Source organism: Brucella pituitosa (assembly GCF_965577835.1).
Taxonomy (GTDB): domain Bacteria; phylum Pseudomonadota; class Alphaproteobacteria; order Rhizobiales; family Rhizobiaceae; genus Brucella; species Brucella pituitosa.
Genome location: NZ_OZ264092.1, coordinates 1,772,753 through 1,796,370, shown reverse-complemented (window position 1 = coordinate 1,796,370; position 23,618 = coordinate 1,772,753). Strand labels below are relative to the sequence as shown.

The following is a 23,618-nucleotide window of genomic DNA, read 5'->3' as shown; positions in this document are numbered from 1 at the left end:
CACAGGCAAGCACCCGTAGCTCAGCTGGATAGAGCACCAGACTACGAATCTGGGGGTCAGAGGTTCGAATCCTTTCGGGTGCGCCATTCTTTCTCAATAAAATTCGATTTTTTTAGATCAGCGGTAACGCTGATTTACTAAATTTATTCAGCCACTTAGCCGAGAAGACCCCCCTGCAGGATTTTTACCTGTGCGGGAGCTACGCCAAGTGAGATGAATTTGCTTTTTCATTCGCAAAATCAAATCGCAGATCATGGCGAACAGCAATGATATCTATCATTGTAAAGTTCGATCTTTTATCTCAGGGGATACGGTCTTGGTTTCCAACCTAGGGGAAACTGGTGCTGCGAGAGAGGATTGAACTCTCGACCTCTCCATTACCAATGGAGTGCTCTACCACTGAGCTACCGCAGCATTCTCTTGAACGCGGCGGACTTCTGACACATCATTACGCAAATCGCAAGCAACCAATCACAATTATTTTCACATAATGTGGAAATCCCCCGCCCGCCTCCACAGAAGGCGCTTTTCCCGCGCTTTCTGCCGTAGTAAACAACCTTCATGAACGAAGATGACACCCACGACGAGAAACAAAATCAGGCGGACAGGCGCAAAAAGCGGCTTGCAGAGCAGCTTCGGGCGAATCTGGCACGTCGTAAAGCACAGACCCGTTCGCGCCGCGCCGGCGATGCCGACGAACGCAATACTGGCATCACTGCGGGAAAAGACGACACCGATTAACATGCGGTTCAATTTTCAAGGTTAGTATATCAGGCAGAACAAAACCGCAGCCGGCAAAGCCTTTCTTGAAGATAGCGAGTGGCTGCGATAAAAGCACAATTCAATTCTTGGTGGCGTCGCGGTTCGGCTATGATTCGTGATCGACGTAATTCCGCCGCAAGAACAGTCATTTCATAATGCAACGCCCGCAGGCATGAACGCTGCGGAATTTGCAAAAATCGATTACCGGGCAATGGCTTCGGCCCAGAAGGTGAAACAGCATGGATCGCATCAAAATCGTCGGCGGCAACAAGCTCAACGGCGTTATTCCCATCTCTGGCGCGAAAAATGCCGCGCTTCCTTTGATGATCGCCTCCCTTCTCACCGACGATACGCTGACGCTCGAAAACGTGCCGCATCTCGCCGATGTCGAGCAGCTGATCCGCATTCTTTCCAATCACGGTGTTGATTATTCGGTCAACGGACGCCGCGAACACCAGAATGGTGCCTATTCGCGCACCATCCATTTCACAGCCCGCAATATCGTCGACACCGTTGCTCCTTATGAGCTGGTCTCCAAGATGCGTGCGAGCTTCTGGGTTATCGGACCGCTTCTGGCTCGTATGGGAGAAGCCACCGTATCACTGCCCGGCGGCTGCGCAATCGGTACGCGCCCGGTTGATCTGCTGCTCGAATGCCTTCAGGCTCTCGGCGCGCAGATCGATATTGAAAACGGCTATGCCAAGGCGCGCGCGCCAAAGGGTGGCCTTGTTGGCGCGCACTATCGCTTCCCGAAGGTTTCAGTTGGCGCAACCCACGTGATGCTGATGGCAGCAGTGCTGGCCAATGGCGAAACCATTATTGAGAACCCTGCACGCGAACCGGAAGTCGTCAATCTGGCGGATTGCCTCAACGCCATGGGCGCAAAAATCACCGGTGCTGGCACCGAAACGATCCATGTTCAGGGCGTGACCAGCCTGTCAGGTGCACGCGTTCGCGTTATTCCTGATCGCATTGAAACCGGCACGTATGCCATGGTTGTTGCGATGACTGGTGGCGACGTTCTGCTTGAAGGTGCTGAGGCAAGTCAGCTGACCGCAGCACTCGATACGCTGCGCAAAGCCGGTGCTGAAATCACCGAAACCAACAGCGGTCTGCGTGTTGTGCGCAATGGTCACGGCATTCATCCGGTTGACGTGACGACCGATCCATTCCCCGGCTTCCCTACCGATCTTCAGGCACAGTTCATGGGCCTGATGACCATGGCAAAGGGAACGTCGCGCATTACCGAAACGATTTTCGAGAATCGCTTCATGCACGTGCAGGAACTGGCGCGCCTTGGCGCAAAGATTTCGCTGTCCGGTCAGACTGCAACTGTTGAAGGCGTCGAACGTCTCAAGGGTGCACAGGTTATGGCGACCGATCTGCGTGCTTCGGTTTCTCTCGTCATTGCAGGCCTTGCAGCTGAAGGTGAAACCATCGTCAACCGCGTCTATCACCTTGATCGCGGCTTTGAGCGTCTGGAAGAAAAGCTCTCGCGTTGCGGCGCGAATGTCGAACGCATCAGCGGTTAATTGCTTAAAAGCCGGAAATAATTTTCCGGCTTTTCTTTTATCGCAGGCAGATTAATCAACAGGCTGAAAAGCCTGTCGATTTTTTTGTGCTGGCATGTAAAGTTGCTTCCACATCATTTTGAAAATAGCAGGGAACGATGCCAGATATGGAAATGTTGAAGCTTGTGGCGCTGGATGAGGAGGATTTGCAGGTCCTGTCCGCCCATCTTCAGGATGCAGTCCTAAAAGTCTCCGATCTTCAATATCTTGCGAAGGACAAGCGTTTTGTCCTGACTGCCAACCGTTTTGCTTGGGAAGAGGCAAAGCCTAAACTGTTCCGCAAGCCGCAATATCAGCGTCGTCGCACGGCCCTGCATTTCAATCGTGTCACAGCTGCAAAAGCTACCGGCATCGACCGGCAAAAATCGGATGAAGTACTCTCGCTGCTGGCCATTCGTTTCGTTCCCGGTGAAGCGCCTGCCGGAACATTGGAACTGACTTTCTCGGCAAATGCGGCTATCCGTCTGGATGTAGAATGCATTGAAGCACAGTTGACGGATCTCGGTCCTGCCTGGGAAACAAATACCCTGCCGCGACACGACGCCTGATTGCCGCTGACAACCGCTTCACATACCTGACGGGCACCGCCCAGACTGACAATTAAAGGAATACCAGCGTGGTCACGACGCTCAGACAAAACGATCCCGATTTTGAACAGAAGTTTGCAGCTTTCCTCACCGGCAAGCGCGAAGTCTCGGAAGATGTGGATCGGGCTGCCCGCGAAATCGTTGATCGTGTGCGCCGCGAAGGCGATTCAGCGCTTATTGAATATTCGCAGCGGTTTGATCGTATCGATCTGAATAAGACCGGCATCCGCGTGACGGAAGCGGAAATCGATGCGGCCTTTGATGATGCACCGGCTTCAACCATTGAAGCTCTCAAACTCGCCCATGAGCGCATCGAAAAGCATCATGCGCGTCAGCTGCCCATGGACGACCGTTATACCGACGCGCTTGGCGTAGAACTCGGTTCGCGCTGGACGGCCATCGAAGCGGTTGGCCTATATGTGCCCGGCGGCACAGCGAGTTATCCAAGCTCAGTGCTGATGAATGCCGTGCCTGCGAAGGTCGCGGGCGTTGATCGGATTGTCATGGTCGTCCCCTCGCCCGATGGCAAGCTCAATCCGCTAGTTCTGGTTGCTGCACGGCTCGCAGGTGTGTCGGAGATTTACCGTGTCGGCGGGGCTCAAGCCATTGCAGCACTCGCCTATGGCACTGAAACCATTGAGCCGGTCGCCAAGATCGTCGGCCCTGGCAATGCCTATGTTGCTGCCGCCAAGCGCATTGTGTTCGGCACTGTTGGCATCGACATGATTGCAGGCCCTTCCGAAGTGCTGATGATTGCCGATAAGGACAACAATCCCGATTGGCTGGCCGCTGATATTCTGGCGCAGGCAGAACATGACACTGCAGCACAGTCGATTCTGATGACCAATGATGAGCCTTTTGCAAAGGCTGTTGAAGAGGCTGTGGAGCGTCAGCTTAAAACCTTGCCGCGCGCTGAAACAGCCGCCGCAAGCTGGCGCGATTTCGGTGCCGTCATTCTGGTTGACGATTTTGAAGCAGCCATTCCGCTGGCAAACCGCATTGCTGCGGAGCATCTGGAAATCGCCACGGCAGATCCGGAAGCGCTTTTGCCAAAAATCCGCAATGCCGGTTCGGTCTTTATCGGCGCCTATACGCCGGAAGTGATCGGCGATTATGTCGGTGGATGCAATCACGTTCTGCCAACCGCGCGCTCTGCGCGTTTCTCGTCTGGCCTTTCGGTTCTTGATTATATGAAGCGCACCTCGCTTCTCAAACTCGGCCCGGATCAGTTACGCGCCCTCGGTCCCGCAGCTATCGAAATCGCTCGTGCCGAAGGCCTCGACGCCCACGCGCAGTCCGTTGCCATCCGGCTTAATCTATGAGGTATCATGACCGCCGGCGTTCCTAATGCCCGTCTTGTTGACGTCGAGCTCGATGAATCCATCGGCCGTTCGACGCCTGACGTCGAGCACGAACGCGCGGTCGCGATTTTTGACCTGATTGAAGAAAATGCCTTTCACCCGGTGGGTGATCATACCGGCGGGCCGTACAAGCTGAAGCTTTCGCTGATGGAATCACGCCTGATTTTTTCCATCATGCGTGAAAGCGGCGACGATGTTGCGACTCACATCCTCTCATTGACTCCATTGCGGCGTGTTGTGCGCGACTATTTTCTCGTTTGCGAAAGCTATTATGAGGCCATTCGCTCAGCGAGCCCCAGCAAGATTGAGGCAATCGACATGGGGCGGCGCGGCTTGCACAATGAAGGCTCGCAAACCCTGCAAACGCGACTGAACGGCAAGATCGAAGTCGATTTTGCGACCGCACGGCGTCTTTTCACGCTCGTCTGCGTGCTGCACTGGCGGGGCTGATCCTTGATGAGCAATCAGGAAGCGATTGTCCCAGCAGAAGAAAGCGAAGTCGTTAAACGGCCCACTTCTGTACTTTTCGTCTGCGGCAAGAATTCCATTCGTTCGCCAATTGCCGAACTTCTTGCAAGAAAGCTGCTTCCACCCAATATGTATATTGCTTCTGCCGGTGTTCAACGCGGCGAGCGCGACCCGTTTGTCGATGCCGTGCTCATTGAAGAAGGCCTGTCGCTCGATGCCCGGCAACCGCGCGGACTGGAAGAACTGGCGGACGGCTATTTTGATCTTATCATCACGCTTACCCCGCTCGCGCATCATACGGTGCTTGAACGGATGCGCGGCTTTTCAGTGGATGTGGAATATTGGCCCACGCCTGATCCAACACTTATGACGGGAAGCCGTGAGCAGATCCTGAATGCATATCGTGATGTGCGCGATCGCCTGAAGCGGCAAATCACAGAGCGATTAGCCCCAAAATAACATCGCCCAATTCGGTTGTTCACAAATGCCGTCTAATCATATAGGTTCCGGCCAAATTTAAAGCTGCGGCCCGATTTCGGGCCAATCTATCAAAGAAAGTAACAGGTATCGCATGGCGAAAGAAGAAGTCCTCGAATTTCCGGGCGTTGTTACGGAACTGCTGCCGAATGCAATGTTCCGCGTGAAGCTCGAAAACGAACATGAAATTATTGCCCACACTGCAGGCCGCATGCGCAAGAACCGCATCCGCGTTCTCGCCGGCGACAAGGTTCTGGTCGAAATGACCCCTTACGACCTGACCAAAGGCCGTATCACCTACCGCTTCAAGTAAGCAGCCCCTATCTTTCGGGAAACTTAGTTCCAGGAAAAACCTTGTCTATGAGTGCGCAACATAAGCTGGTTCTTGCCTCCGGCTCTCCCCGCAGGATCGAGCTTCTGGGGCAGGTCGGCATTGAGCCAGATCATATTCAGCCAGCAGATATTGACGAAACGCCTGAGCGCGCGGAACATCCGCGTTCACTGGCGCGTCGTCTTGCGCGTGAAAAGGCAAAAGCCGCACAGGAACAATTGAAGGGCGATGAAAACTTCGCCAATGCTTTTGTTCTGGCGGCTGACACGGTTGTTGCCGTGGGACGTCGTGTCCTGCCCAAGGCAGAGATCAACGACGAAGCACGGGAATGTTTGCGCCTTTTGTCAGGACGCACGCATAAGGTTTTCACCGGCGTGTGCCTTATTCTGCCCAACGGCAATCTGCGTCAGACGCTTGTAGAGACGCGCCTGCGTTTCGAGCGTCTGACACGCAAGCAGATTGACGCCTATCTCGCTTCGGGCGAGTGGCGCGGCAAGGCTGGTGGTTATGCCGTTCAGGGGCTTGCAGGCAGCTTTGTAGTCAAGCTGGTTGGATCATATACCAATGTGGTTGGCCTCCCCTTGCAGGAAACTGTAAGCTTGCTGGCCGATGGCGACTATCCGGTTTATGCCAATTGGATAAACGGCAAGGTCTGAGAATTCCCATGAGCGACAAGAAAGATATATCTGCAGCTGCCGGTTCGCGCGTTACACCGTTGCGCCCGACTCGCCCCTGCCCTGAATGTGGTAAGCCATCGGTTCGTGATACGTATCCGTTCTGCTCGCCACGTTGCAAAAGCATTGATCTCAATCGTTGGCTTTCGGGAAGCTATGTCATTCCTGGAAAAACGATTGAAGAAGAGGAAGAAAACGACAACTGAGGCTGGGTAATATCGATTTCCACAGTGAAATCGGCACTTTAGCGTGTTTATAAGAAATCTTATAAAAATTGCGATGGGGTGCTGGACAGCGCGAAATTTAATGCTATAACCCACCCACTTCCGGCGGACACCAACACCGCCACACGGTGAGAAATCACTGCAAGGATGCCCGGATAGCTCAGTTGGTAGAGCAGCGGATTGAAAATCCGCGTGTCGGCGGTTCAAATCCGTCTCCGGGCACCACTCTAAGCCATTCATATCATTATCGTTTCTGACTTTTCTCATTTCTCAATCCAATCAAGTTTGACGCTTTTTTCAGGCGGGTTTGACAGTTTTTGTTCTTCGCCTGTTCATTTCAGCGTCTAAATCCGTCACGGTTGCCGACATTAGTTTGCTCACATCTGCACGGCGCGAATAGTGTTTCGCCATGGCTTCGGTTTTGTGGCCAAGCATCGCCGCAATCGTCTCATGATCCTTGCCCATTTCGCGGAGAATCGTTGCCACGGTGTGACGCAAACCTTTGAGAGTTAGGCCCGGAGTTATAGTGCCGGTTTCTTCCAGCTTTTTTTTCAGTTTCGCCCAATTGGTACTAAAGCCATTATAGGTCCACGGCCTTCCGTAGCTATTGGCGCAAACAGTAATTGCATCATGTTTGGGGGCGCGTTCTATGGCTTCAATAACAGGCGACGGAAGCGGCAACCAAACCGCAACACCAGTTTTCCCGCGCTGCGTATCAATCTTCCCATTAGCGACTGCCGAGCGTGGCAAATTAAGAGCATCTTGCGGGTCCAGACCACAATACATCATCAGGATCATCGGCAACGCCATATGGCTGGGAAGCGCCTCAAGAACCGCATGGCGTTCTGCATCCGTCCAAGGACGGTTCGCGTCGGCAGTGCCTTTCGGGCGACGAATGCCCTTGATATTCAGCGCTGGATTAATCTTCACATAGCCGCGCTCAAGCCCCCAGGCGAACGTCAAAGCTATGACTGTCTTGACGTAGTTACCAAAGCGGCGACCGTGCTTTTCAGCCGCCTTGTCACGGATCTTCACAACGAGAGGCGGAGTAAATCGATCAATAGGAGTATCGGCGATAGGCTGTAAATAATCGAATATGCGCTGATAATCTGCCTTTGTACGCAATGCGAGGTCTTGAAACGATACACCCGCACGATAGCGCGAAATGAGCATACCAAGAGTCCCCGGCTTCGCGTTATCGCCTTTATCCAGTAACGCCTGAATGCGTGCGCACTCAGCTAGAAATGACAAACTGCCAAGCGGAAACTTGGCAGTGTCGATCATAGTACCGCTCTTACGATGACGGCAGCGCCATTTGAAAGGCAGCTTTTTATCTTGCCAAATCTGAAACCCTTTGACGCGAACGATTGCCATTAGCCTAGCCTTTCAAGCAATCGATCATCGTCGCTGATTCCACCAGATTTGAGCGCATCAATCCACGCATCAAGATCGTGCATATCGTAAAGCTTGTCGCCGTTTGGCATGTCGATTTGAACGACCGTGCACATACCAACGAAGTGCTTAACTGGAAGGCCGCAATATTCGGCAGCGTCCCTCGCCTTCAACAAACGGCGAGGAGGAACTTTGATGTTAAGGGTAGTTACGGCCATCGCCATTGCTCCTTGGAAATTGCAGCCTCTCTCCATGTTGAAGGGCTGGAGAGAGGCTTGAGACAAACTGCAATCAGTTTGCCCCGTTCAGGGTGTCGCTTTTCCCTGAAACTAATTCTTGATACGAACGAACACGGTAAGAGCGTCAGCAGACGCACTGGCAACGATATGGCCTACGGCGGGATCATCACCTTCTACGCCGGTAATTTCATCGCCATTCCAATAGGCTTTGGAGCCTTCCACAATGCCTGCCCCTGTTGCCTTCGGCAGCTTGAAAACCCCTTCAAGCGAGACGGCAACTTTTGCGCCCTCAGCAGCGGACGTTGTGGCAACTCCAAAAAGCGAACCGAACATATGCGCTTCGCCGGAAGCTATGCCGCCTGCCGGTGCTGTGAGGTCAACGATATTTGCGGGCTGAACAAAATTCTTCATTGTCAGTAACCCTTTCTTCCATGAACATTAAAAATGCGCGGTGCGACACGATCCGCTCCCGCAAGCTGCCTTTCCAAATCGGCAATCGCTGATGCAATTTCCGCATCGGATCGGTATTCAACCGTTTCCCCTTGATAAGAAGTTGATCGAATACCGAGCGCTCGTAGCTTACGCAGATCAGCCAGACGCGCCGTTATTTCTGCGCGTGAAGCCATTTACTCACCGTGATCGAGACGGGTCCACGAACGCCATTCAAGCCAGCCAAGGCCGAAGTCCTGACGGATTTTGAAGTCAATCGTGTCGGTATCGAAATTTTGGCGGCTGTCAGTAAATGGCGCTTCGTTACCCTTCAACAGAACGCGGGTAGCTCCATCCATTTTAGAAGGCTCAGCAACCAGCCAGCTTGTGTTCAGACGCGTTAGACGAGGTTCCGCCACAACCTGAAGCTTTCCAGCCATCGGATTGACATCCGCAATAGCTGAAGCCGCAACAGACGCAACGATCTGTAATGCTGATGCTTCAAATTCAGGATCAACCAGCCAATGTGTCGGATATTCGCCAATGATGACATTGCCCTTGCCCTTACGGCGAGCCATGCGGGATCGCAGTGTCATCAATTCCGTGACCATAAGCGCAGGAGCTTGGATCGTCAGCGGCGAGATATTTGAACGACTTGCATCAAAAACAGCTTTGCCATCTGCCATTTTAGGACCAGCACCGTTGCTCTGCTCTAGGAAAGTGACCTGACGCTCAGCAAGGTCAGCAGCCAACCGGCGACCATATTTTGAACCCATATCGCCGAGACGCGAACCGGCATTGATCGACAGTTCACGAGTGATCGAAGTCACGCCGCCGATTGTGCTAACGAAAATCGTCTCGCCACTTTCATCGACATAGGAATGCTTGTAATGGCCGTTTTCCAGCTTGTCGCCGATAGCGAGTGTTGTCCAATCGACAAGGCCAGACGTTTCCTTGTTGAAGGTTTCGACTGTGGTTTCACCAAATAGCGAAGCGATAGGTGCGACTGCGGCCTCATATTCGCGGCGCATCGAGAGATTAAACGTACCGCCAGCAATAATTGCATAATCGGAAGTCGCGGCTGCATTGCGCATTACCAGAGTGTCAGAAAGGCCAGATACAGACTGCCCTGCATTACGAAGCAGGCGGCGAGCAAATGCGGCCTCACCTTGTGCGAAGACAGCAGATGCGGGACCAGTTGGCGTTGCTCCACGATTGAGCGCATCGAACGCCTCAATTGCAGCGCGACGCAAAACAATCGGATTATCCAGCGTCTGATTGTTGTGGTGGGTTGCACTGCGGACGGCAGGCTTAGCGGCAAGGCTAGAAAGCAGCTTTTCCATCTTATCTTCATTGCTTGCATCAGAAGCCAAAACTTCTTCAATTGTTTCTTCTGGAACGCCTGCCGCTACTGCGAGTAAGCGCAGTTTGTCGGTGTCGTTTGTTTCGTCCAGCACGTCTTCGACCTCAAGTTCAGGGTCCATCGTGTTACTCCGTATCGTTGCGTTAGGGTCTGCCGGATCAATGACAAGCGAACCTTCAACGAACCGCCCGGCGACAGCTCTCCGCATTGGTTTTCCAGAATGGGGGTCTTTGCCCTTCTGCCAATGAGAGACAGAGAATCCGACCGAAAAGCCGGTCTGCGCTCCATCCTTCAAATTGGCGGCAATTGCCGCATTATCTTCACGACTGGAAAGAATAGCTTCTGCGACCAAGCCCCGGATTCCGCCTTCCAGTTGCTCAACGCGAAAATTGCGGAGCCGCCCGATAGTGTCACGGGCGCTGGAAGAATGATCCATTTGCAGGGGAAGGCTTTCCGGCAAACCACTTGCCAGAAATGCATCAAGGTCAATTATCTCGATATGATCACCACGATCTACCGGCGCATCAGTAGCTGCAATCACTGTGAAACTGCGTGTTTCTGGATCAAACGAATTGGTTCGAGCCGCAGAGCGGAAATAATGAATGGTCATGCGGTTTCCTCCTCGGTATTTTCCGAAGGCTTCACGACGAGCGGCGCAGCAGGCTTAAAAGTGTCGGCTTTGATTTCAGCTTCAACCGAACCAAATTCGCGACCACGGCTTTCAATGATTTCCTTGCGGCTTTTGATGCCAGCATTGAGAAGCACCACATCGGCGTCAGCTTCCTTGAGCGGATCAATCTGCGGCCAGCTTGGTTCAATCCATTCCGGTTCAGCAAAATCGTCCTTGGAACCGCGCAACATTTCCACGGCCTGCCAACGGCGATAAAGCGGGTCCATGAAGCCATCAATGATCAGCAACGAGCGGCGAGCGTCAGACTTACGGCGAGCCGTCATAGCGCCACCGCGAAAGCTGGAATAGTTCACGCCTTCAAGATCGCCGATAAGGTCTTCATAAGTGCAACCAATCGCAGCCGCGATCTGGCGATAGAGGATTTTCAGGTATGCAGGCAGATCACCAGCATCGCCACCGTCAGCCAGGTCAACGGTCTCACCCGGATTAAGACGAACGGTTGCACCCGGCTCCATACTGGGAGCCGAATTGCCATCAAAAATATCACTTCCATCAGGCGTCGTCAGAAATGCCGTGAACAGCGCCGCCACCTGTAGCTTTTTGAGGCCAGCTTCAACGGCAATACTGGCCGTATTTAGAACAGGCAGAACAGAAACTAGCGGCGAAATTCCGCGCACCTGTCCCGGAAACTCACGCTCAAAAATATGCAGCACATCAGCAGCAACAAATCGCTCTGAAGGCTGATAAACCCCGAACGGGTCTTCTGGTGACTGTGGCAAAATCCAATATGCCAAAACACGATCATACTGATCCAGTTCAATACCCGCGATGATGCGGCGACCGTTGCCCATATCTTCGCTCTTAGAGCGATCAAGCTGATCTGGATGCAGCATTTGCACACAAGCCTGCCCCTCAATTGTCGGGAGTAATGCAAGTGCCTCACCGTAGATTACCCATGAGCGAGCGATTGAACGCTGCAAAGCTACGAGTGTCTGCAATCCTGACGGATCAAAACGGCGGCTATTGAAGGCCTTATCCAGTTTCACGTTCGCATGATTAAGCCATACGCCGTCACCAACAAGATTTGAGACAATAGCTTCCACGCCAGAGCGCATAACTGGATCGTTCAAATACAACCCCGCCGCTCTCTGGCCCACCAATTGAGCAGCGCCACGAATGTCCTGACCAGCCGAAACCGTGCGCGGATCATCTGGCCAATGGCCAGCAGCGTTCACGCTCCGAGCATGATTTGCTTTTGCTTTGTTCTTATTTCGGGCGAAAAAAGGGAAAGAGAATGCCATGTTTAAATCTTTCCAGCTTCAAGCAAAAATATACGGTTGATGCAGAGGGCGATCATCTGTTCAACCTCAACAAGTATGCCAACATGGTGGATCATACGCGCTCTATAGGTATCCACATCCCAAACGCCATCGCCCTCCATTTGAATGTAATACTTTTCATTATCTAAAACGGTAATGATCCCACGGCGCATATTTTGTACCTGTTCCGGGCCAATAGGTATCCATCTATGCTCCCCTTCAACGAGTATCACCTCCGGATCCGAAGCCACGTATTCGATAGCAATAGTGCCTGCAATCATTGCCATCTCGACTGCATCTGACGGAGGAACGCCGTAGCGGTTAACTTGCTGCATGAAATCAAGAAGTATTATGCCCATAGCTGAATAGAGGCGCTTCCCCGTTTTACCGGGCTTTTGATCCCCTACATCCAATATGCCACGCTGGTTCCAGTTTTGCAGTTGCTTAGCCTTTAAGTTAGGCAGCATTCTCAAAACTTCATTCTGGGTAAAACGTGGTTCATCAAGATCAACTATCATGCTTTTGATACTCGCATGAGCTTCAAAAAATGTCAATAAAGAAACTCATGTGAGGCTCATAATTCGCTTAGGCTTCGATACGCTCAACCATGGCATCATAGAATCTGGATACGACAATAAAATTTTGCCCACATTTCTTCAGATCAGCCCGCAGATGCGAAGAAAGTGTATAGATTGCCGATATGCGCTCATCATCTGTAGCGCCCATCGCCCTCCCTTCTGACAACCGTTCCACTGCAAAAGCGTAATCCTTCATCTCTTCGAGCGCTATTTCAATGATGTCGAGCGCATCACCGCACGAACGAACGCTTACGCCGTTTTCCGGTACGTCTTCGCGGAGCACAGTATATGTGTGTGTTTTAGATAAACCTTCGGCGTTATCCGGAAATGATGATTTTGACATAATGGCGCTCCAATTGATTTAAAATCGTAACACTGATACGATTGCAACAAAGCGATTCCATGTCAATATTAATCGTAACAGTGTACTGAAAATGATAGATATTCAATGTCGCATGGCGCGAGCAGCACTTGGGCTAGGTGTACGCGACCTCGCTAAATTAGCGCACGTCTCACCAGACACAGTTGCACGCCTTGAGCGAGGCGAAAAATTGAAGGATGAGACTGTTCTGGCCATCGGTGCAGCACTTGAGCAATCTGGGATTATTTTTGTTGCTGAAAATGGTGAAGGACCAGGTGTCCGGTTGAAAAAGAGGGCCACATAATTGCGCCCTCCCTCAGAACTTTATTTGAACGAAATCAATAAGGTAGTTGTTGAGCTTGGAAGCTCCGATTCAACTTCGGCCTACTTTGGTATATTGGGCACCATCATCGGATCACTAATATCCGGAGCTATAACTTGGTATTTTTTCAACAAATCATCTAAAAATCAGCAGAAAAAAGAAATAGATGATAAATTCCTGACACAAAAAACTAAATCCATACATACATCTGTCAAGGTCATGACAATTCTCAATGAAATGCATGATATGAAGAAACTTCTAGATGATATGATTTCAAAATCAAAGAATAGTCCAGATTTTCTATGGGTTGCTGTAATGCCAATATCTGGAATGTCAGATTACACGACGACAATATCACCTGATGATATTGAAGTACCTTTTCAGATCGGAGAACTATCTATAGCCAATGATATAATTCGTTTATCTTTGCGGTGGAAAGCTAATCATGCAGTCATAAAGAATTATTGCCAATTAAGAACAGAGATTGCTAATTACATAGATTTATCAAAAGCAAATGACAAAGGAGAAATACAATTAACCGATGAAGATATGAAAGAAATAGCGCCCAGGGGAAACACACTAAATATTTTGATAAGCAGTATCGTGGAAAATTTAAATACTGATATAGACGATGGAATCAAATCAACAAAAATACTTCGGGAAAAACTCAATAAATACTTTTGTGATTATGGAGGATTTCCTGAAATTGACATGACCGTAATAAAGATTTAGACTTTCATGGTTAATATTTGTATTATAACGCGCGTCATCATCGCAGCCACTTCGATTTGGTAAAGGCCTGCACGTTTACTTTAGCCATTTCTACTCCTCTCCTCAAATCATCAACGCGTTGATCCCAATTGATATTGAGGATTTGCCGCGCAGCAAAACCATAGACCACACAATCCAGCGCTTCGGCCCTACGACCGGGAATGCGCTCGAAACGTCGCTGTGGCTGGCCACGCGTATAGCGCACCACCACCCGCTCACTCGCAAGTTGCTCAAACCAAACAAGTGGCAAACAATCAGAGAAACGAATAGTGCGCCCACGAGACAACCGCGCCGTCAAATGAGCCTTCAATCCATCTACACCGACGATCCAAAGCGAACCGCCTTTCACCTTGGACTTGGATTTCTCAATCCATGGTCGATTGCCGTTCACTCCCTTGATTGCCAGCACCTTGCGCGACGAACGCGGAAAACAGAATGAATAGACGTTCTCCATCGTCTCGCCGTCAGAGCTATCAATTGCAACAGCATCAAGTCCCAGCTTGCCGCCAAGTGGATGATCAAAACGCATTTTCAAAACCGCATCGAGTTCCGTCCATGTCGCATCGTCGTCTGGCAAACCCCAGATAACCTTATGATCGAGAATGAAGGCTTCGCCGTCTCGCGTCCAGCCGATGATTGTAACCTCAAGGCGGTCGCGCTGCGTGTCTACCCCAGCAGTTAAGGCAAGAACATTCTCTGGCAGCAAATCGAGCGACACTGGCTCAACGCGGCTTGCCAGTTCTCTATCGTCCATTTCCTCGCCGCTTTCGCGCCAGCCTTGCCCCAGCACGAGATTGACAAACGTTCGCAGCAATTCCGGATCGTCTTTGGCATCAAGAAACTCTTTGGCCAGAATGCCCCATGCTGCATTTTCCAGCGGCGAAACAAGCGAGTTAATCCGAAACCCAGCATGGCCTTTGACTTCGGGCGCTGTGATGCGCCAACGGCCAGCCGCAACCATTGCGCCCTTATTTCTTTCTTCCACAACAGAGCCGCAGCCTGGACAAGCCCAATGCGCTTTTTCTGGCTCACCTTCAGGCCAATGAATGTCTTTCCATTCGATAACGTGGAAGTCACCGCAATGCGGACAAGGAACCTCATAGATTCGCTTGTCTGATCGCTCATAAGCACTCAGCACGTGACTGGTATCTTCAAAGATCGGCGTTGATCCAATAATGATCTTTCGATCTGGAAACGACATTGTACGGCGTTCGGCAATCGGGATTGGACTGCCTTCCTTGGTCATTTCCATGCCGTCAGTTTCGTCCATGATCAAGATACGTGCATTGTGAGCGCGCAGATTGCGCGGAGCCTTTGCCGCGATAACCTTGAGACTGCCACCGGGAAAGCGACGAGAAAGAAGCGTGTTGCGCTTTTCGCTTCCATGATCACCAGCCAGAACATTCGCCAGACATGGTGATGCTTCGAAAGTAGGCTCCACATTGGACACAACGAACGTTCGGCAATCGTCCTCAGTCGGCAGCACAAAGAGCACGGGAGCCGGCTCATTGACAACATGAGAACCTAGCAGACCAACCAGCAGCGTGGTGTAGCCGATACGGGCCGACTTAACGACTGTGATGCGCTCAATCTTGGTATCGGTCATTGCATCCGCCATGCCGCGCTGAAATGGATACAACCGAATAGGTCCACGCAATGACGACACATCGGCAGGAAGCTTTACTTCGCTCTCGATCCATTCTGACAATTTCAATTTTGCAGGCGGAATCGTCGCCCGTCTTGCTCTAGCCCGCAAATCAAGAAGCACTTCACTGGTCATTTCCGAACTCCGTAAGCATGCGGCGCAGCTCGCCGTCGATGATTTCAATGTCGGCCGCCGTCAGATCCGGCAAAAGCTGACGCAACCGAGAAGGCACTGCGAGAACGCTTGATCGCATCTGCATCCACTCCCCGGCCCACATTCGTTCAACCTCAACAGCAGGAACCAACTCACGCCGCATCGCCGCGTTTTTCAGTTCAACGGCATCGGCTTGAGCCTTTGCCAGTCTGGCGCGTTCCGCTGTGAGAGAGACGGATTGTTTTTCTTCTCCGAACAACGTCGCACCCTGCGCCTGACTAGCTGCGCGTGTCGGATTAATATTCTCTACGATCCAAAGTTTGCCCCGTGCCACGTCAATCTTGCCATCGCTTTCGACAGGCATACCTGCCGTGATCATCTGCGACACACGACCGGGAGAAACATTTACCAGCTTCGCAAAGCCGCCTTTGGAAATACTGCGCGGCTCTTGCTTTAGGGCTGGATCGGCTGAAACTTCATGATCAATATTCATGATCATCACCAACTAACCAATTGTTTTTAGCTATAAAATTTAATTGCAGAGACAGAAACGTCGTGGTGCGAAATACCCGCAGCAAACCAACAAAGGAAGGACCCGAAAACCTCATCATCCCACCGCCAACGCCCTGACGTTCATTGCGCCTGCCTGCCTTGCTCGCAATGCATTCATGAATGCATCTAAGCCGCGCGGCCCACTACGAGGGAAAGCCATTGACTGCGCTTCACACGGAAAAGGCCAACCTCTTTTTTCAAACTCGCTTTGCCACTCGCCCCATAAAGCGCTGCCCGCAATGACGGCTTCCATCTCGCAGACTAATCCCCTCACCGCTGGCACCAGCGCTGCCGGTGTAAGCGCCTTTGGTTCATCGAACATACGATTGACCTCTGGCCAGCCGTGCCTTGCCTGATGTTCCATCACAAGGGCTGGACGTTTCTCGACCTCAATCAAGTTACGAAGCAATGCAGTCCTCGGCCTTGGAAGTTGTGTCGGTTGCTTCGACAACTCGTCAAAGATCGCTAACGCCCAACCCGCTTTGAAAGCATCATCGGCGGGATCACCAGCGCGGTTTGCGTTCAAGGATTTATTCAAAGATTTATTCAAAGAAGTTTGTTGGACTCTGGTGTCCACCTTTTCAGGCTTCAAATGTCCACCTTTTGGGACACTGGTGTCCACCTTTTCGGTTAAAGGTGGACGCTCATGTCCACCTTTCTGACCGCCATTAAAGACAGCAAAGTAAGTTAACGAAACCGCTCGCCCACCCTTACCCTTAGTCGAAAGGTGCCCTTGCGCCTTAAGCAGCAGAATAGCTCGCTGGATCGTCTTAGCGGAACACCCAGAAGCGTTTGCAAGTGTTTCGTGTGAAGGCCACGCATTGAGATTACCGCTGCCTGAAAAGCCTTTACGGTTGAAATATCGACTAATGCGAAATGCGACATCACGTGCAACTGGCGTTAGTTCAGGATCATCAAAGACCTGATCCAACCAAGTCATCCGGCTACGAGTGAAATCATCGCTGGAAGCTGCCTGTGTTGCCATCAGAAACAGCCCTCCTGACGCGCCAAGCTGATGACATCGCCAATCTCAGCATCTAATGCGGCAACAGCTTCCAGAACCCCTGTCTGGTCAAACTCTGCTATCGAACAACGAAAGGTCGCAAGAGCGTCCTCAAGGCGCTCTTGAAGGCGGTCAATCACGCTTTCAAAATCAGCCCGCACACCGTCATTTTCATCCGAAAAGCCGAGGAAAAGACCATCTACAAGATCGTCAATGCGGTTTGACAAACTGTTGCTAAGTGCTTGATTTTCTGTTTCAAGTTTGACAGAATTATTTTCGCAACAGTCTGTTTTTTCGAGAATGGTGCTTGATTGAAAATCCGCGTGTCGGCGGTTCAAATCCGTCTCCGGGCACCATCTTCCTCCTGACAATGATTTCCCAATATTGCGCAGCACTTTAGCGGCTACCTTATATTCGGTGGGTTTGATCCGGAACACTCATGAAATTTTCCCCTGCCGATCAAGACGTCCTCTTCCGCATTCTGCGGTGGCGGCGAGATGTGCGCCATTTTCTATCTGATCCTGTTTCCGATGAAATTCTCGAAATGCTGCAACAGGCAATGGCCTATGCGCCATCCGTCGGAAATTCGCGTCCGTGGAGAATCTTTGCCGTCCAGAGCATCAAAATGCGCGAGGCGGTGTATGATGTATTTGAAAAATCAAACTGTGATGCAGCAAATATCTACGACCCCGCTCGTGCCCGGAAATATGAGAAACTGAAGCTGGAGGCTATCCGCACAGCTCCGGTTCAACTCGCCATTTTCACCGAAACAGACCCCGTTGAAGGCCACGGACTTGGACGACAGACAATGGCTACCACACTGGAGCAAAGCACAGCGATGGCAGTCCAGAATCTCAATCTGGTAGCCCGTTCACTCGGACTTGGTGTCGGCATGGTTTCTATTCTCGATCCACACGCAATGAAGCACCTGTTCAGCACGCCAGAACATTGGAATTTCAGTTTTTATCTGTGTATCGGCTGGCCATGCTTCGCCAGCGATACGCCCCTCCTGCACGAGAACGGATGGCAAGAAAATACGACCCTCCATTGGAGCACGTTATAGATCACAATCATCTTTTGGCCTGATCGCTCAGCAAGTGGCTGAGGCGCATTTGATAGTTGATCGGAACAGCCCAATTTGTTTAATGAGAGACATGCTTCTACACGACAAACATCGGCTCGCGGTTCTCACATCCTATAACACGATCGAGATGGGGCAAGATCGCACGCTGGATGCGCTCTGCAACCTGGTTCTGTCGACGTTTGGTGTACCCATGGCAGCTGTGTCGCTTGTCGATGAAAGTGTGACGCACCATATCGGTATGGCAGGCTGCGTGTTCGGCGATGTGCCCAACGAAAACACGTTCTGTTCCCGCGCAATCGAAAGCACAGACCCTTTTCTGATAGAAGATGCCACTTCCGATGATCGTTTTGCCACCAATCCTTTCGTGAAAGACGCTCCGGGTATCAGATTCTATCTCGGCGCTCCGCTGATTGCGCCCGATGGCTCAACACTTGGTGCGATTTGTGCACTGGATACCAAAGTCAGACACTGCACTCCTGATGAGAAGATTAAGCTCGTCAGTCTCGCCAGTACTGCCGTCGAGATTCTGAGCATGCGTCGCTACATGCGCGAAGCCTGTAAATTGGCGCTTGTCGACGGATTGACCGGCATCACCAATCGCACTGGCATTGAGTTGGAAATCGAAAAGGCAATCATTGCATTGCGCAATCACGGCCTCCCCTTCTCGCTGCTTTATTTCGATGTCGACCGGTTCAAACAGGTCAATGACGAGCGTGGCCACGCCGCAGGCGACACGTTGCTGCGACTGATCGGCGAAACGCTGGCTGGGCGCAATCGTCCGGATGAGGTCAGCGCACGTCCCGGCGGCGATGAATTCATCGTACTGCGCCTGGGCGGCACAAAGGCAAGCGACCTTGCAGAAACTCAGCAGATCAAGGCTTTGCTTGATGATGCCGTTGCGCGTGAAGGCTTCAATGTCAGTTTTTCGATGGGCCTTGTGAGCTTCACTGTTGCGCCTGCCGATGTGACCGCAGCGCTTTATGCGGCAGATGCACTGCTTTATGACGCCAAGCGGCGTGGTAAAAACCTGATCTCTGCCGGCGAACAGAAGTAAGGCTTCACTTTTCAGTGAGACTGAGGCCTGTTGCCTTGCTGCAATTGATCTGCAGCACATCTTCTGCGACCACTGCACCTACAGATAATTGGGAATGTTATCTGGCGGGTTTCAGCGCATATCGCTTATCATCACATGACTTATTCAACATCTTAGCGAGGGCTTTCCATGATCTGGACCTTGTTCGGCATTCTTTCGGGTGCCTGTATCGCCATTCAGGCACCGATCAATGCCGCACTGGCGCGAGGGCTTGGATCGCCAGTCACCGCCGCTGCAATATCGTTTCTGTCGGGTGCGGTCATTCTTGGTATGATCGCAGCCGTAACGGCGCGTGTGACAGGTGCAATTCCAGCGTTCAATGTACCTGCGAGCTGGCTGTTTGTGGCTGGCGGCGCGCTCGGCTGCATCTATGTCACGACATCGGTGTTGCTGACGCCACGCATTGGCGCTGCTGCCGTGATGGGTCTTGCGGTCGCTGGACAATTGATGGCCGGACTGGCTGCAGACCGCATCGGCTTCATGGGGGTAGCTGTGCGCGAGATCACAGCGGGACGCGTCGCTGGAGCCGTCCTGCTTCTCACCGGCGCGCTGATGATCCGCTTTCTCTGAGGCATTTCCAACAGAAGTGCGAAGCGATTTTGCGTAAGTTATTGCGTAAAAGCAAAAGCCGCGCTGGCAGTATTTCCAGCGCGGCTCCTTTTTAATCAACCCTTGAAGGTGTATTCCGCAATCGACTGCGGCTTCATTTCAATCGAGAAGCCTGGCAGCGATGGCGGCATATAGGCCGCGTCCTTGATGATGCATGGCTCGATGAAATGCTCGTGCAGATGGTCAACATATTCGATCACACGACCGTCCATGGTGCCGGAAACGGCCACATAATCGATCATCGAAAGATGCTGCACATATTCACACAAGCCAACGCCACCGGCATGTGGCCAGACCGGCTTGTTGTATTTTGCAGCAATCAGCAGCACGGCCAGAACTTCATTCAGGCCACCCATACGACATGAATCGATCTGAACGATGTCGATAGCGCCTTCCGCGATGAACTGCTTGAACATGATGCGGTTCTGGCACATTTCGCCGGTCGCAACCTTCACATCGCCAATGGCTTCGCGAATCTTGCGATGGCCTGCAACATCATCCGGGCTGGTCGGTTCTTCGATGAAGAAGGGCTTGGAGAAGGCAAGCTTGTTGACCCACTCGATTGCCTGATCGACTTCCCAGACCTGATTGGCGTCGATCATCAGATAACGATCCGGGCCGATTACTTCGCGCGCGATGGTGAGACGACGAATATCGTCTTCGAGATCGCGGCCAACCTTCATCTTCACATGATTGAAACCCTCGTCGATGGCTTCCTGGCAAAGACGACGCAGCTTGTCATCGTCATAGCCGAGCCAGCCAGCAGACGTCGTGTAGCAAGGATAACCCTTGGCTTCGAGCTTCGCGATACGCTCGGCCTTGCCGGCTTCCGCTTTACGCAGAATTTCGACAGCTTCGTCACGCGTCAAAGCATCGGTGAGGTAGCGATAATCGACGATATCGGCGATCTCTTCCGGCGACATGTCGGCGACAAGCCGCCATACCGACTTGCCGGACTGCTTTGCAGCCAAATCCCAGAAGGCGTTGACAACAGCGCCGGTGGCAAGATGCATGGCGCCCTTGTCCGGACCAATCCAGCGCAGCTGGCTGTCGCCGGTCAGGTAGCGCCAGAACTTGCCGGGGGTCGCGAGGAAATCATCCATCGAGGCACCCACGACCAGATGACGCATGGCGAGAATCGCCTGACAGCAAATGTCGTTGCCGCGTCCAATGGTGAAGGTCAGGCCATGGCCCTTCAGCGCCTCGTCATCCGTATCAAGGATAACATAGGCCGCCGAGTAGTCCGGGTCCGGGTTCATCGCGTCAGAACCGTCCAGACTTTGCGAAGTCGGGAAGCGCAGATCGAAGACGCGCAGATCAGTAATTTTCGTCATGATTTATCCGTGATCAGAGCACGCTCCCCAACCGTGAAAACCGGTTATGGGGAGCATACTCAAAAAATTAAACGTCAGCGCGCACGTTCTGCTTCTGGGTGCCGAGGCCTTCGATGCCGAGTTCGACAACGTCGCCAGCCTTGAGATAGCGCGGTGGCTTCATGCCCATGCCAACGCCAGGAGGCGTGCCGGTGGAGATGATATCGCCCGGCTGCAAAGACATGAACTGCGAGAGATAGGAAACGAGGTGGCGTACGCCATAGACCATGGTCTTGGTCGAGCCGTCCTGCATGGTGTCGCCATTGACCTTGAGCCACATTCCAAGGTTCTGCGGATCGGCAACCTCGTCCTTCGTCACCAGCCATGGACCTGTCGGACCAAATGTGTCGCAGGATTTGCCCTTGGTCCACTGACCGGCGCGCTCGATCTGGAAAGCGCGTTCCGAGACGTCGTGCAGCGTGCAATAGCCAGCAACATAATCAAGCGCATCCTCTTCCGAGACATATTTCGCGGTCTTGCCGATGACGATGCCGAGTTCGACTTCCCAGTCGGTCTTTTCCGAACCGCGGGGGATCAGCAGATCATCATTCGGGCCGACGATGGCCGAAGTTGCCTTCATGAAGATGACCGGCTCTGGTGGTACAGCCATGCCGGATTCTGCTGCGTGATCGGCATAGTTGAGGCCGATGCAGATGAACTTGCCGGTGCCTGCAACACATGGGCCAAGGCGCGGGTTGCCTTCGACCTTTGGCAGCGCATTGACATCCAGCGAACCGAGCTTGGCGAGTGCTTCAGGGCTGAGAACGGCACCCGACAGATCGCTGACATGGGCAGACAGATCACGGATATTGCCGTCGGCATCGAGAAGGCCCGGCTTTTCCTGACCGGTTTCGCCATAGCGAAGAAATTTCATGAGTTTACTCCTTGTGGGGATGCTGAATTAGTAACGATGGGGCGCCTAGGGTAGTTGAGATTCTGGTTATGGCGTGCCGAAAATGGTGTTTTTCGAGAACCGGAGCAGAGTGTACTTAAAGGTACATGAGCACCGGAAGCGCAGAAAAGTGCCATTTGCAGGCCGCCAGAGCTTGAATATCGACTACCCTAGATCGTCCAGCCTCCATCAATGTTATAAGCCTGACCGGTCGTGTAAGTTGCACCTGCGAGATAGACTGCGAGATCGGCGATTTCTTCCGGCTGGCCGATACGGCCAATAGGCTGACGCGCGATGAAGGCTGCACGCTGCTCTTCGTAATCGCCCTGTGCGCGCAGACGGTCCTGCAGCGATGGGCTTTCAACCGTACCGGGGCAGATGGCGTTGCAGCGGATGCCATTGGCAACATAGTCGGCAGCAACAGCCTTGGTCAGACCGATGACAGCCGCCTTGGTGACGCCATAGGCAAAGCGGTTCGGCACGCCCTTCACGCTCGAAGCAACGGAGGCCATGTTGACGATGGCACCGTCCTTGCGTTCCAGCATACCCGGCAGCACGGCCTGAATGGTGCGGATCATCGCCTTGACGTTGAGATTAACGGCAAAGTCGAGATCTTCGTCCTTCATCTCAAGGATTGAGCCGCCATGGACGACGCCCGCGCAGTTGAACAGGATATCGACCTGGCCGATCTCGGCGACCGCTGCCTTCACTTCCACCTCGTCAAGCACGTTGAGCTTGCGGGTGATAATGCCCGAAACGCCTTCGATTTCCTTGAGTGCGGCCTCGTTGATGTCGGTCGCATAGACCTTGGCGCCAGCTTCCGCAAAAGCCAGCGCACTTGCACGGCCAATGCCCTGAGCGGCGGCTGTCACCAGTGCGATTTTTCCATCAAATCGTATCGTCATTTTCAAGCCTTCCGTTCGACAAGCAGGATGTGGTCGCAAGCCAGCACCACTTCATCCCGCTGATTAAGCACTTCGCACCGCTCGGTAACGCGGCCCATATTTGCCCTCTTCGGGTCATCTTCCTTGGCGCTGATTGTCACGCGCGTGCGGATCGTATCTCCGATATGAACCGGACGAATAAAGCGCAGACGATCATAACCATAGGAAAATGCAACCGGATTGATCAGCGTTGCGGTCAATCCGACACCGATTGCAAAGATCATTGTGCCGTGGGCAATGCGCTGACCACCCGGCAGGGTCTTGGCGAATTCCGCATCCATATGATGCGGAAAGAAATCGCCCGTATGCCCGGCGTGAACCACGAAATCCGTTTCGGTGATCGTGCGGCCATAGGTTATGCGCTGGTGGCCTAATTCATAATCTTCAAAATAGATCGTCTGTTCAGACAT

The 23,618-nt window shown here is 52.4% G+C and carries 29 protein-coding genes, 3 tRNA genes and 1 pseudogene; 16 read left to right on the top strand and 17 right to left on the bottom strand.

What is annotated here, in order from left to right; all coding sequences use genetic code 11:
• The first annotated feature begins 9 nt into the window (after positions 1 to 9).
• Positions 10 to 86: transfer RNA gene (locus tag ACSME1_RS08635), tRNA-Arg, on the top strand.
• A 253-nt stretch (positions 87 to 339) separates the two neighbouring features.
• Here ACSME1_RS08635 and ACSME1_RS08630 read toward each other — a convergent pair.
• Positions 340 to 414 (bottom strand) — tRNA-Thr (locus tag ACSME1_RS08630).
• 147 nt (positions 415 to 561) lie between these two features.
• On the opposite strand from ACSME1_RS08630, the gene ACSME1_RS08625 reads away from it, so the two are divergent.
• The 10 genes from ACSME1_RS08625 to ACSME1_RS08580 all read left to right on the top strand — a co-directional run bounded on the left by ACSME1_RS08625 (position 562) and on the right by ACSME1_RS08580 (position 6,680).
• Positions 562 to 741, top strand: a complete 180-nt coding sequence (locus ACSME1_RS08625) for a hypothetical protein (RefSeq protein WP_024898065.1) — start codon at positions 562 to 564, stop codon at positions 739 to 741.
• A 260-nt stretch (positions 742 to 1,001) separates the two neighbouring features.
• Positions 1,002 to 2,294 (top strand): UDP-N-acetylglucosamine 1-carboxyvinyltransferase, encoded by a 1,293-nt coding sequence (murA, locus tag ACSME1_RS08620; protein ID WP_100559783.1) that lies wholly within the window; start codon positions 1,002 to 1,004, stop codon positions 2,292 to 2,294.
• Between the two features lie 146 nt (positions 2,295 to 2,440).
• Entirely contained in the window at positions 2,441 to 2,881 is a 441-nt protein-coding gene (locus ACSME1_RS08615) for a DUF2948 family protein (protein ID WP_024898067.1), read from the top strand.
• A 68-nt stretch (positions 2,882 to 2,949) separates the two neighbouring features.
• Entirely contained in the window at positions 2,950 to 4,242 is a 1,293-nt protein-coding gene (gene hisD, locus ACSME1_RS08610; RefSeq protein WP_105705407.1) for a histidinol dehydrogenase, read from the top strand.
• Between the two features lie 6 nt (positions 4,243 to 4,248).
• Positions 4,249 to 4,731 (top strand): UPF0262 family protein, encoded by a 483-nt coding sequence (locus tag ACSME1_RS08605; protein WP_024898069.1) that lies wholly within the window; start codon positions 4,249 to 4,251, stop codon positions 4,729 to 4,731.
• A 6-nt stretch (positions 4,732 to 4,737) separates the two neighbouring features.
• A complete protein-coding gene (locus tag ACSME1_RS08600; protein ID WP_105705409.1) occupies positions 4,738 to 5,208 on the top strand; it encodes a low molecular weight phosphatase family protein in 471 nt (156 codons plus the stop codon).
• A 112-nt stretch (positions 5,209 to 5,320) separates the two neighbouring features.
• Positions 5,321 to 5,539: a translation initiation factor IF-1 gene (gene infA / locus ACSME1_RS08595; RefSeq protein ID WP_002965531.1), complete on the top strand. Its 219-nt coding sequence runs from the start codon at positions 5,321 to 5,323 to the stop codon at positions 5,537 to 5,539.
• Positions 5,540 to 5,586: 47 nt separating this feature from the next.
• Positions 5,587 to 6,213, top strand: coding sequence for a Maf-like protein (locus ACSME1_RS08590; protein WP_024898071.1), 627 nt, complete (start codon positions 5,587 to 5,589; stop codon positions 6,211 to 6,213).
• A gap of 8 nt (positions 6,214 to 6,221) precedes the next feature.
• A complete protein-coding gene (gene yacG / locus ACSME1_RS08585; protein ID WP_024898072.1) occupies positions 6,222 to 6,437 on the top strand; it encodes a DNA gyrase inhibitor YacG in 216 nt (71 codons plus the stop codon).
• Between the two features lie 167 nt (positions 6,438 to 6,604).
• A tRNA-Phe gene (locus ACSME1_RS08580) sits at positions 6,605 to 6,680 on the top strand.
• A 72-nt stretch (positions 6,681 to 6,752) separates the two neighbouring features.
• Here ACSME1_RS08580 and ACSME1_RS08575 read toward each other — a convergent pair.
• From ACSME1_RS08575 to ACSME1_RS08540, 8 genes are all read right to left on the bottom strand, one after another.
• Positions 6,753 to 7,739 (bottom strand): tyrosine-type recombinase/integrase, encoded by a 987-nt coding sequence (locus ACSME1_RS08575; protein ID WP_435654913.1) that lies wholly within the window; start codon positions 7,737 to 7,739, stop codon positions 6,753 to 6,755.
• 89 nt (positions 7,740 to 7,828) lie between these two features.
• On the bottom strand, positions 7,829 to 8,065 hold the full coding sequence (locus ACSME1_RS08570; RefSeq protein WP_435654912.1) for a hypothetical protein: 237 nt from the start codon (positions 8,063 to 8,065) through the stop codon (positions 7,829 to 7,831).
• A 111-nt stretch (positions 8,066 to 8,176) separates the two neighbouring features.
• Positions 8,177 to 8,497, bottom strand: coding sequence for a DUF2190 family protein (locus ACSME1_RS08565; protein WP_105705413.1), 321 nt, complete (start codon positions 8,495 to 8,497; stop codon positions 8,177 to 8,179).
• Positions 8,498 to 8,499: 2 nt separating this feature from the next.
• The gene (locus ACSME1_RS08560; protein ID WP_105705415.1) at positions 8,500 to 8,712 is read right to left on the bottom strand and encodes a phage head-tail joining protein; all 213 of its coding nucleotides are present in this window, start codon (positions 8,710 to 8,712) and stop codon (positions 8,500 to 8,502) included.
• Positions 8,713 to 10,488 (bottom strand): hypothetical protein, encoded by a 1,776-nt coding sequence (locus tag ACSME1_RS08555; protein WP_105705417.1) that lies wholly within the window; start codon positions 10,486 to 10,488, stop codon positions 8,713 to 8,715.
• Positions 10,485 to 11,744, bottom strand: coding sequence for a phage portal protein (locus tag ACSME1_RS08550; RefSeq protein WP_435654911.1), 1,260 nt, complete (start codon positions 11,742 to 11,744; stop codon positions 10,485 to 10,487). Before ACSME1_RS08550 ends, ACSME1_RS08555 begins: the two co-directional genes overlap by 4 nt.
• A 68-nt stretch (positions 11,745 to 11,812) precedes the next feature.
• Positions 11,813 to 12,382, bottom strand: a complete 570-nt coding sequence (locus ACSME1_RS08545; RefSeq protein WP_146113549.1) for a hypothetical protein — start codon at positions 12,380 to 12,382, stop codon at positions 11,813 to 11,815.
• Between the two features lie 31 nt (positions 12,383 to 12,413).
• Positions 12,414 to 12,749 carry a hypothetical protein gene (locus ACSME1_RS08540; RefSeq protein ID WP_105705423.1) on the bottom strand — a complete coding sequence of 112 codons (336 nt, stop codon included), beginning with the start codon at positions 12,747 to 12,749 and terminating at the stop codon, positions 12,414 to 12,416.
• 91 nt (positions 12,750 to 12,840) lie between these two features.
• On the opposite strand from ACSME1_RS08540, the pseudogene ACSME1_RS08535 reads away from it, so the two are divergent.
• Together ACSME1_RS08535 and ACSME1_RS08530 are read left to right on the top strand one after the other, a co-directional pair.
• Positions 12,841 to 12,939: pseudogene (locus ACSME1_RS08535) on the top strand (transcriptional regulator); the annotation flags it as partial.
• 156 nt (positions 12,940 to 13,095) lie between these two features.
• Positions 13,096 to 13,821, top strand: a complete 726-nt coding sequence (locus ACSME1_RS08530; RefSeq protein WP_146113550.1) for a hypothetical protein — start codon at positions 13,096 to 13,098, stop codon at positions 13,819 to 13,821.
• A gap of 37 nt (positions 13,822 to 13,858) precedes the next feature.
• On the opposite strand, the gene ACSME1_RS08525 is transcribed toward ACSME1_RS08530, so the two are convergent.
• The 4 genes from ACSME1_RS08525 to ACSME1_RS08510 all read right to left on the bottom strand — a co-directional run bounded on the left by ACSME1_RS08525 (position 13,859) and on the right by ACSME1_RS08510 (position 17,650).
• On the bottom strand, positions 13,859 to 15,640 hold the full coding sequence (locus tag ACSME1_RS08525; RefSeq protein WP_105705428.1) for a phage terminase large subunit family protein: 1,782 nt from the start codon (positions 15,638 to 15,640) through the stop codon (positions 13,859 to 13,861).
• Positions 15,630 to 16,151, bottom strand: a complete 522-nt coding sequence (locus ACSME1_RS08520) for a DNA packaging protein (protein WP_105705430.1) — start codon at positions 16,149 to 16,151, stop codon at positions 15,630 to 15,632. The genes ACSME1_RS08525 and ACSME1_RS08520 overlap by 11 nt, the downstream gene beginning before the upstream one ends.
• 114 nt (positions 16,152 to 16,265) lie before the next feature.
• Complete coding sequence (locus ACSME1_RS08515) at positions 16,266 to 17,195, bottom strand: helix-turn-helix domain-containing protein (protein ID WP_105705432.1); 930 nt, start codon at positions 17,193 to 17,195, stop codon at positions 16,266 to 16,268.
• Entirely contained in the window at positions 17,195 to 17,650 is a 456-nt protein-coding gene (locus ACSME1_RS08510) for a hypothetical protein (protein ID WP_146113551.1), read from the bottom strand. Before ACSME1_RS08510 ends, ACSME1_RS08515 begins: the two co-directional genes overlap by 1 nt.
• Positions 17,651 to 17,652: 2 nt before the next feature.
• On the opposite strand from ACSME1_RS08510, the gene bluB reads away from it, so the two are divergent.
• The 3 genes from bluB to ACSME1_RS08495 all read left to right on the top strand — a co-directional run bounded on the left by bluB (position 17,653) and on the right by ACSME1_RS08495 (position 19,960).
• Complete coding sequence (bluB, locus tag ACSME1_RS08505) at positions 17,653 to 18,276, top strand: 5,6-dimethylbenzimidazole synthase (RefSeq protein ID WP_024898087.1); 624 nt, start codon at positions 17,653 to 17,655, stop codon at positions 18,274 to 18,276.
• 91 nt (positions 18,277 to 18,367) lie between these two features.
• A complete protein-coding gene (locus tag ACSME1_RS08500) occupies positions 18,368 to 19,351 on the top strand; it encodes a sensor domain-containing diguanylate cyclase (protein ID WP_181153609.1) in 984 nt (327 codons plus the stop codon).
• Positions 19,352 to 19,519: 168 nt separating this feature from the next.
• Complete coding sequence (locus ACSME1_RS08495) at positions 19,520 to 19,960, top strand: DMT family transporter (protein ID WP_105705438.1); 441 nt, start codon at positions 19,520 to 19,522, stop codon at positions 19,958 to 19,960.
• A 95-nt stretch (positions 19,961 to 20,055) separates the two neighbouring features.
• Here ACSME1_RS08495 and ACSME1_RS08490 read toward each other — a convergent pair whose 3' ends face one another.
• From ACSME1_RS08490 to ACSME1_RS08475, 4 genes are all read right to left on the bottom strand, one after another.
• The gene (locus ACSME1_RS08490) at positions 20,056 to 21,333 is read right to left on the bottom strand and encodes an L-fuconate dehydratase (RefSeq protein WP_105705440.1); all 1,278 of its coding nucleotides are present in this window, start codon (positions 21,331 to 21,333) and stop codon (positions 20,056 to 20,058) included.
• Between the two features lie 67 nt (positions 21,334 to 21,400).
• Positions 21,401 to 22,246, bottom strand: coding sequence for a fumarylacetoacetate hydrolase family protein (locus ACSME1_RS08485; RefSeq protein WP_105705442.1), 846 nt, complete (start codon positions 22,244 to 22,246; stop codon positions 21,401 to 21,403).
• A 188-nt stretch (positions 22,247 to 22,434) separates the two neighbouring features.
• Positions 22,435 to 23,169: an SDR family oxidoreductase gene (locus ACSME1_RS08480; protein WP_105705443.1), complete on the bottom strand. Its 735-nt coding sequence runs from the start codon at positions 23,167 to 23,169 to the stop codon at positions 22,435 to 22,437.
• A gap of 2 nt (positions 23,170 to 23,171) precedes the next feature.
• On the bottom strand, positions 23,172 to 23,618 hold the full coding sequence (locus ACSME1_RS08475; protein ID WP_105705445.1) for a MaoC/PaaZ C-terminal domain-containing protein: 447 nt from the start codon (positions 23,616 to 23,618) through the stop codon (positions 23,172 to 23,174).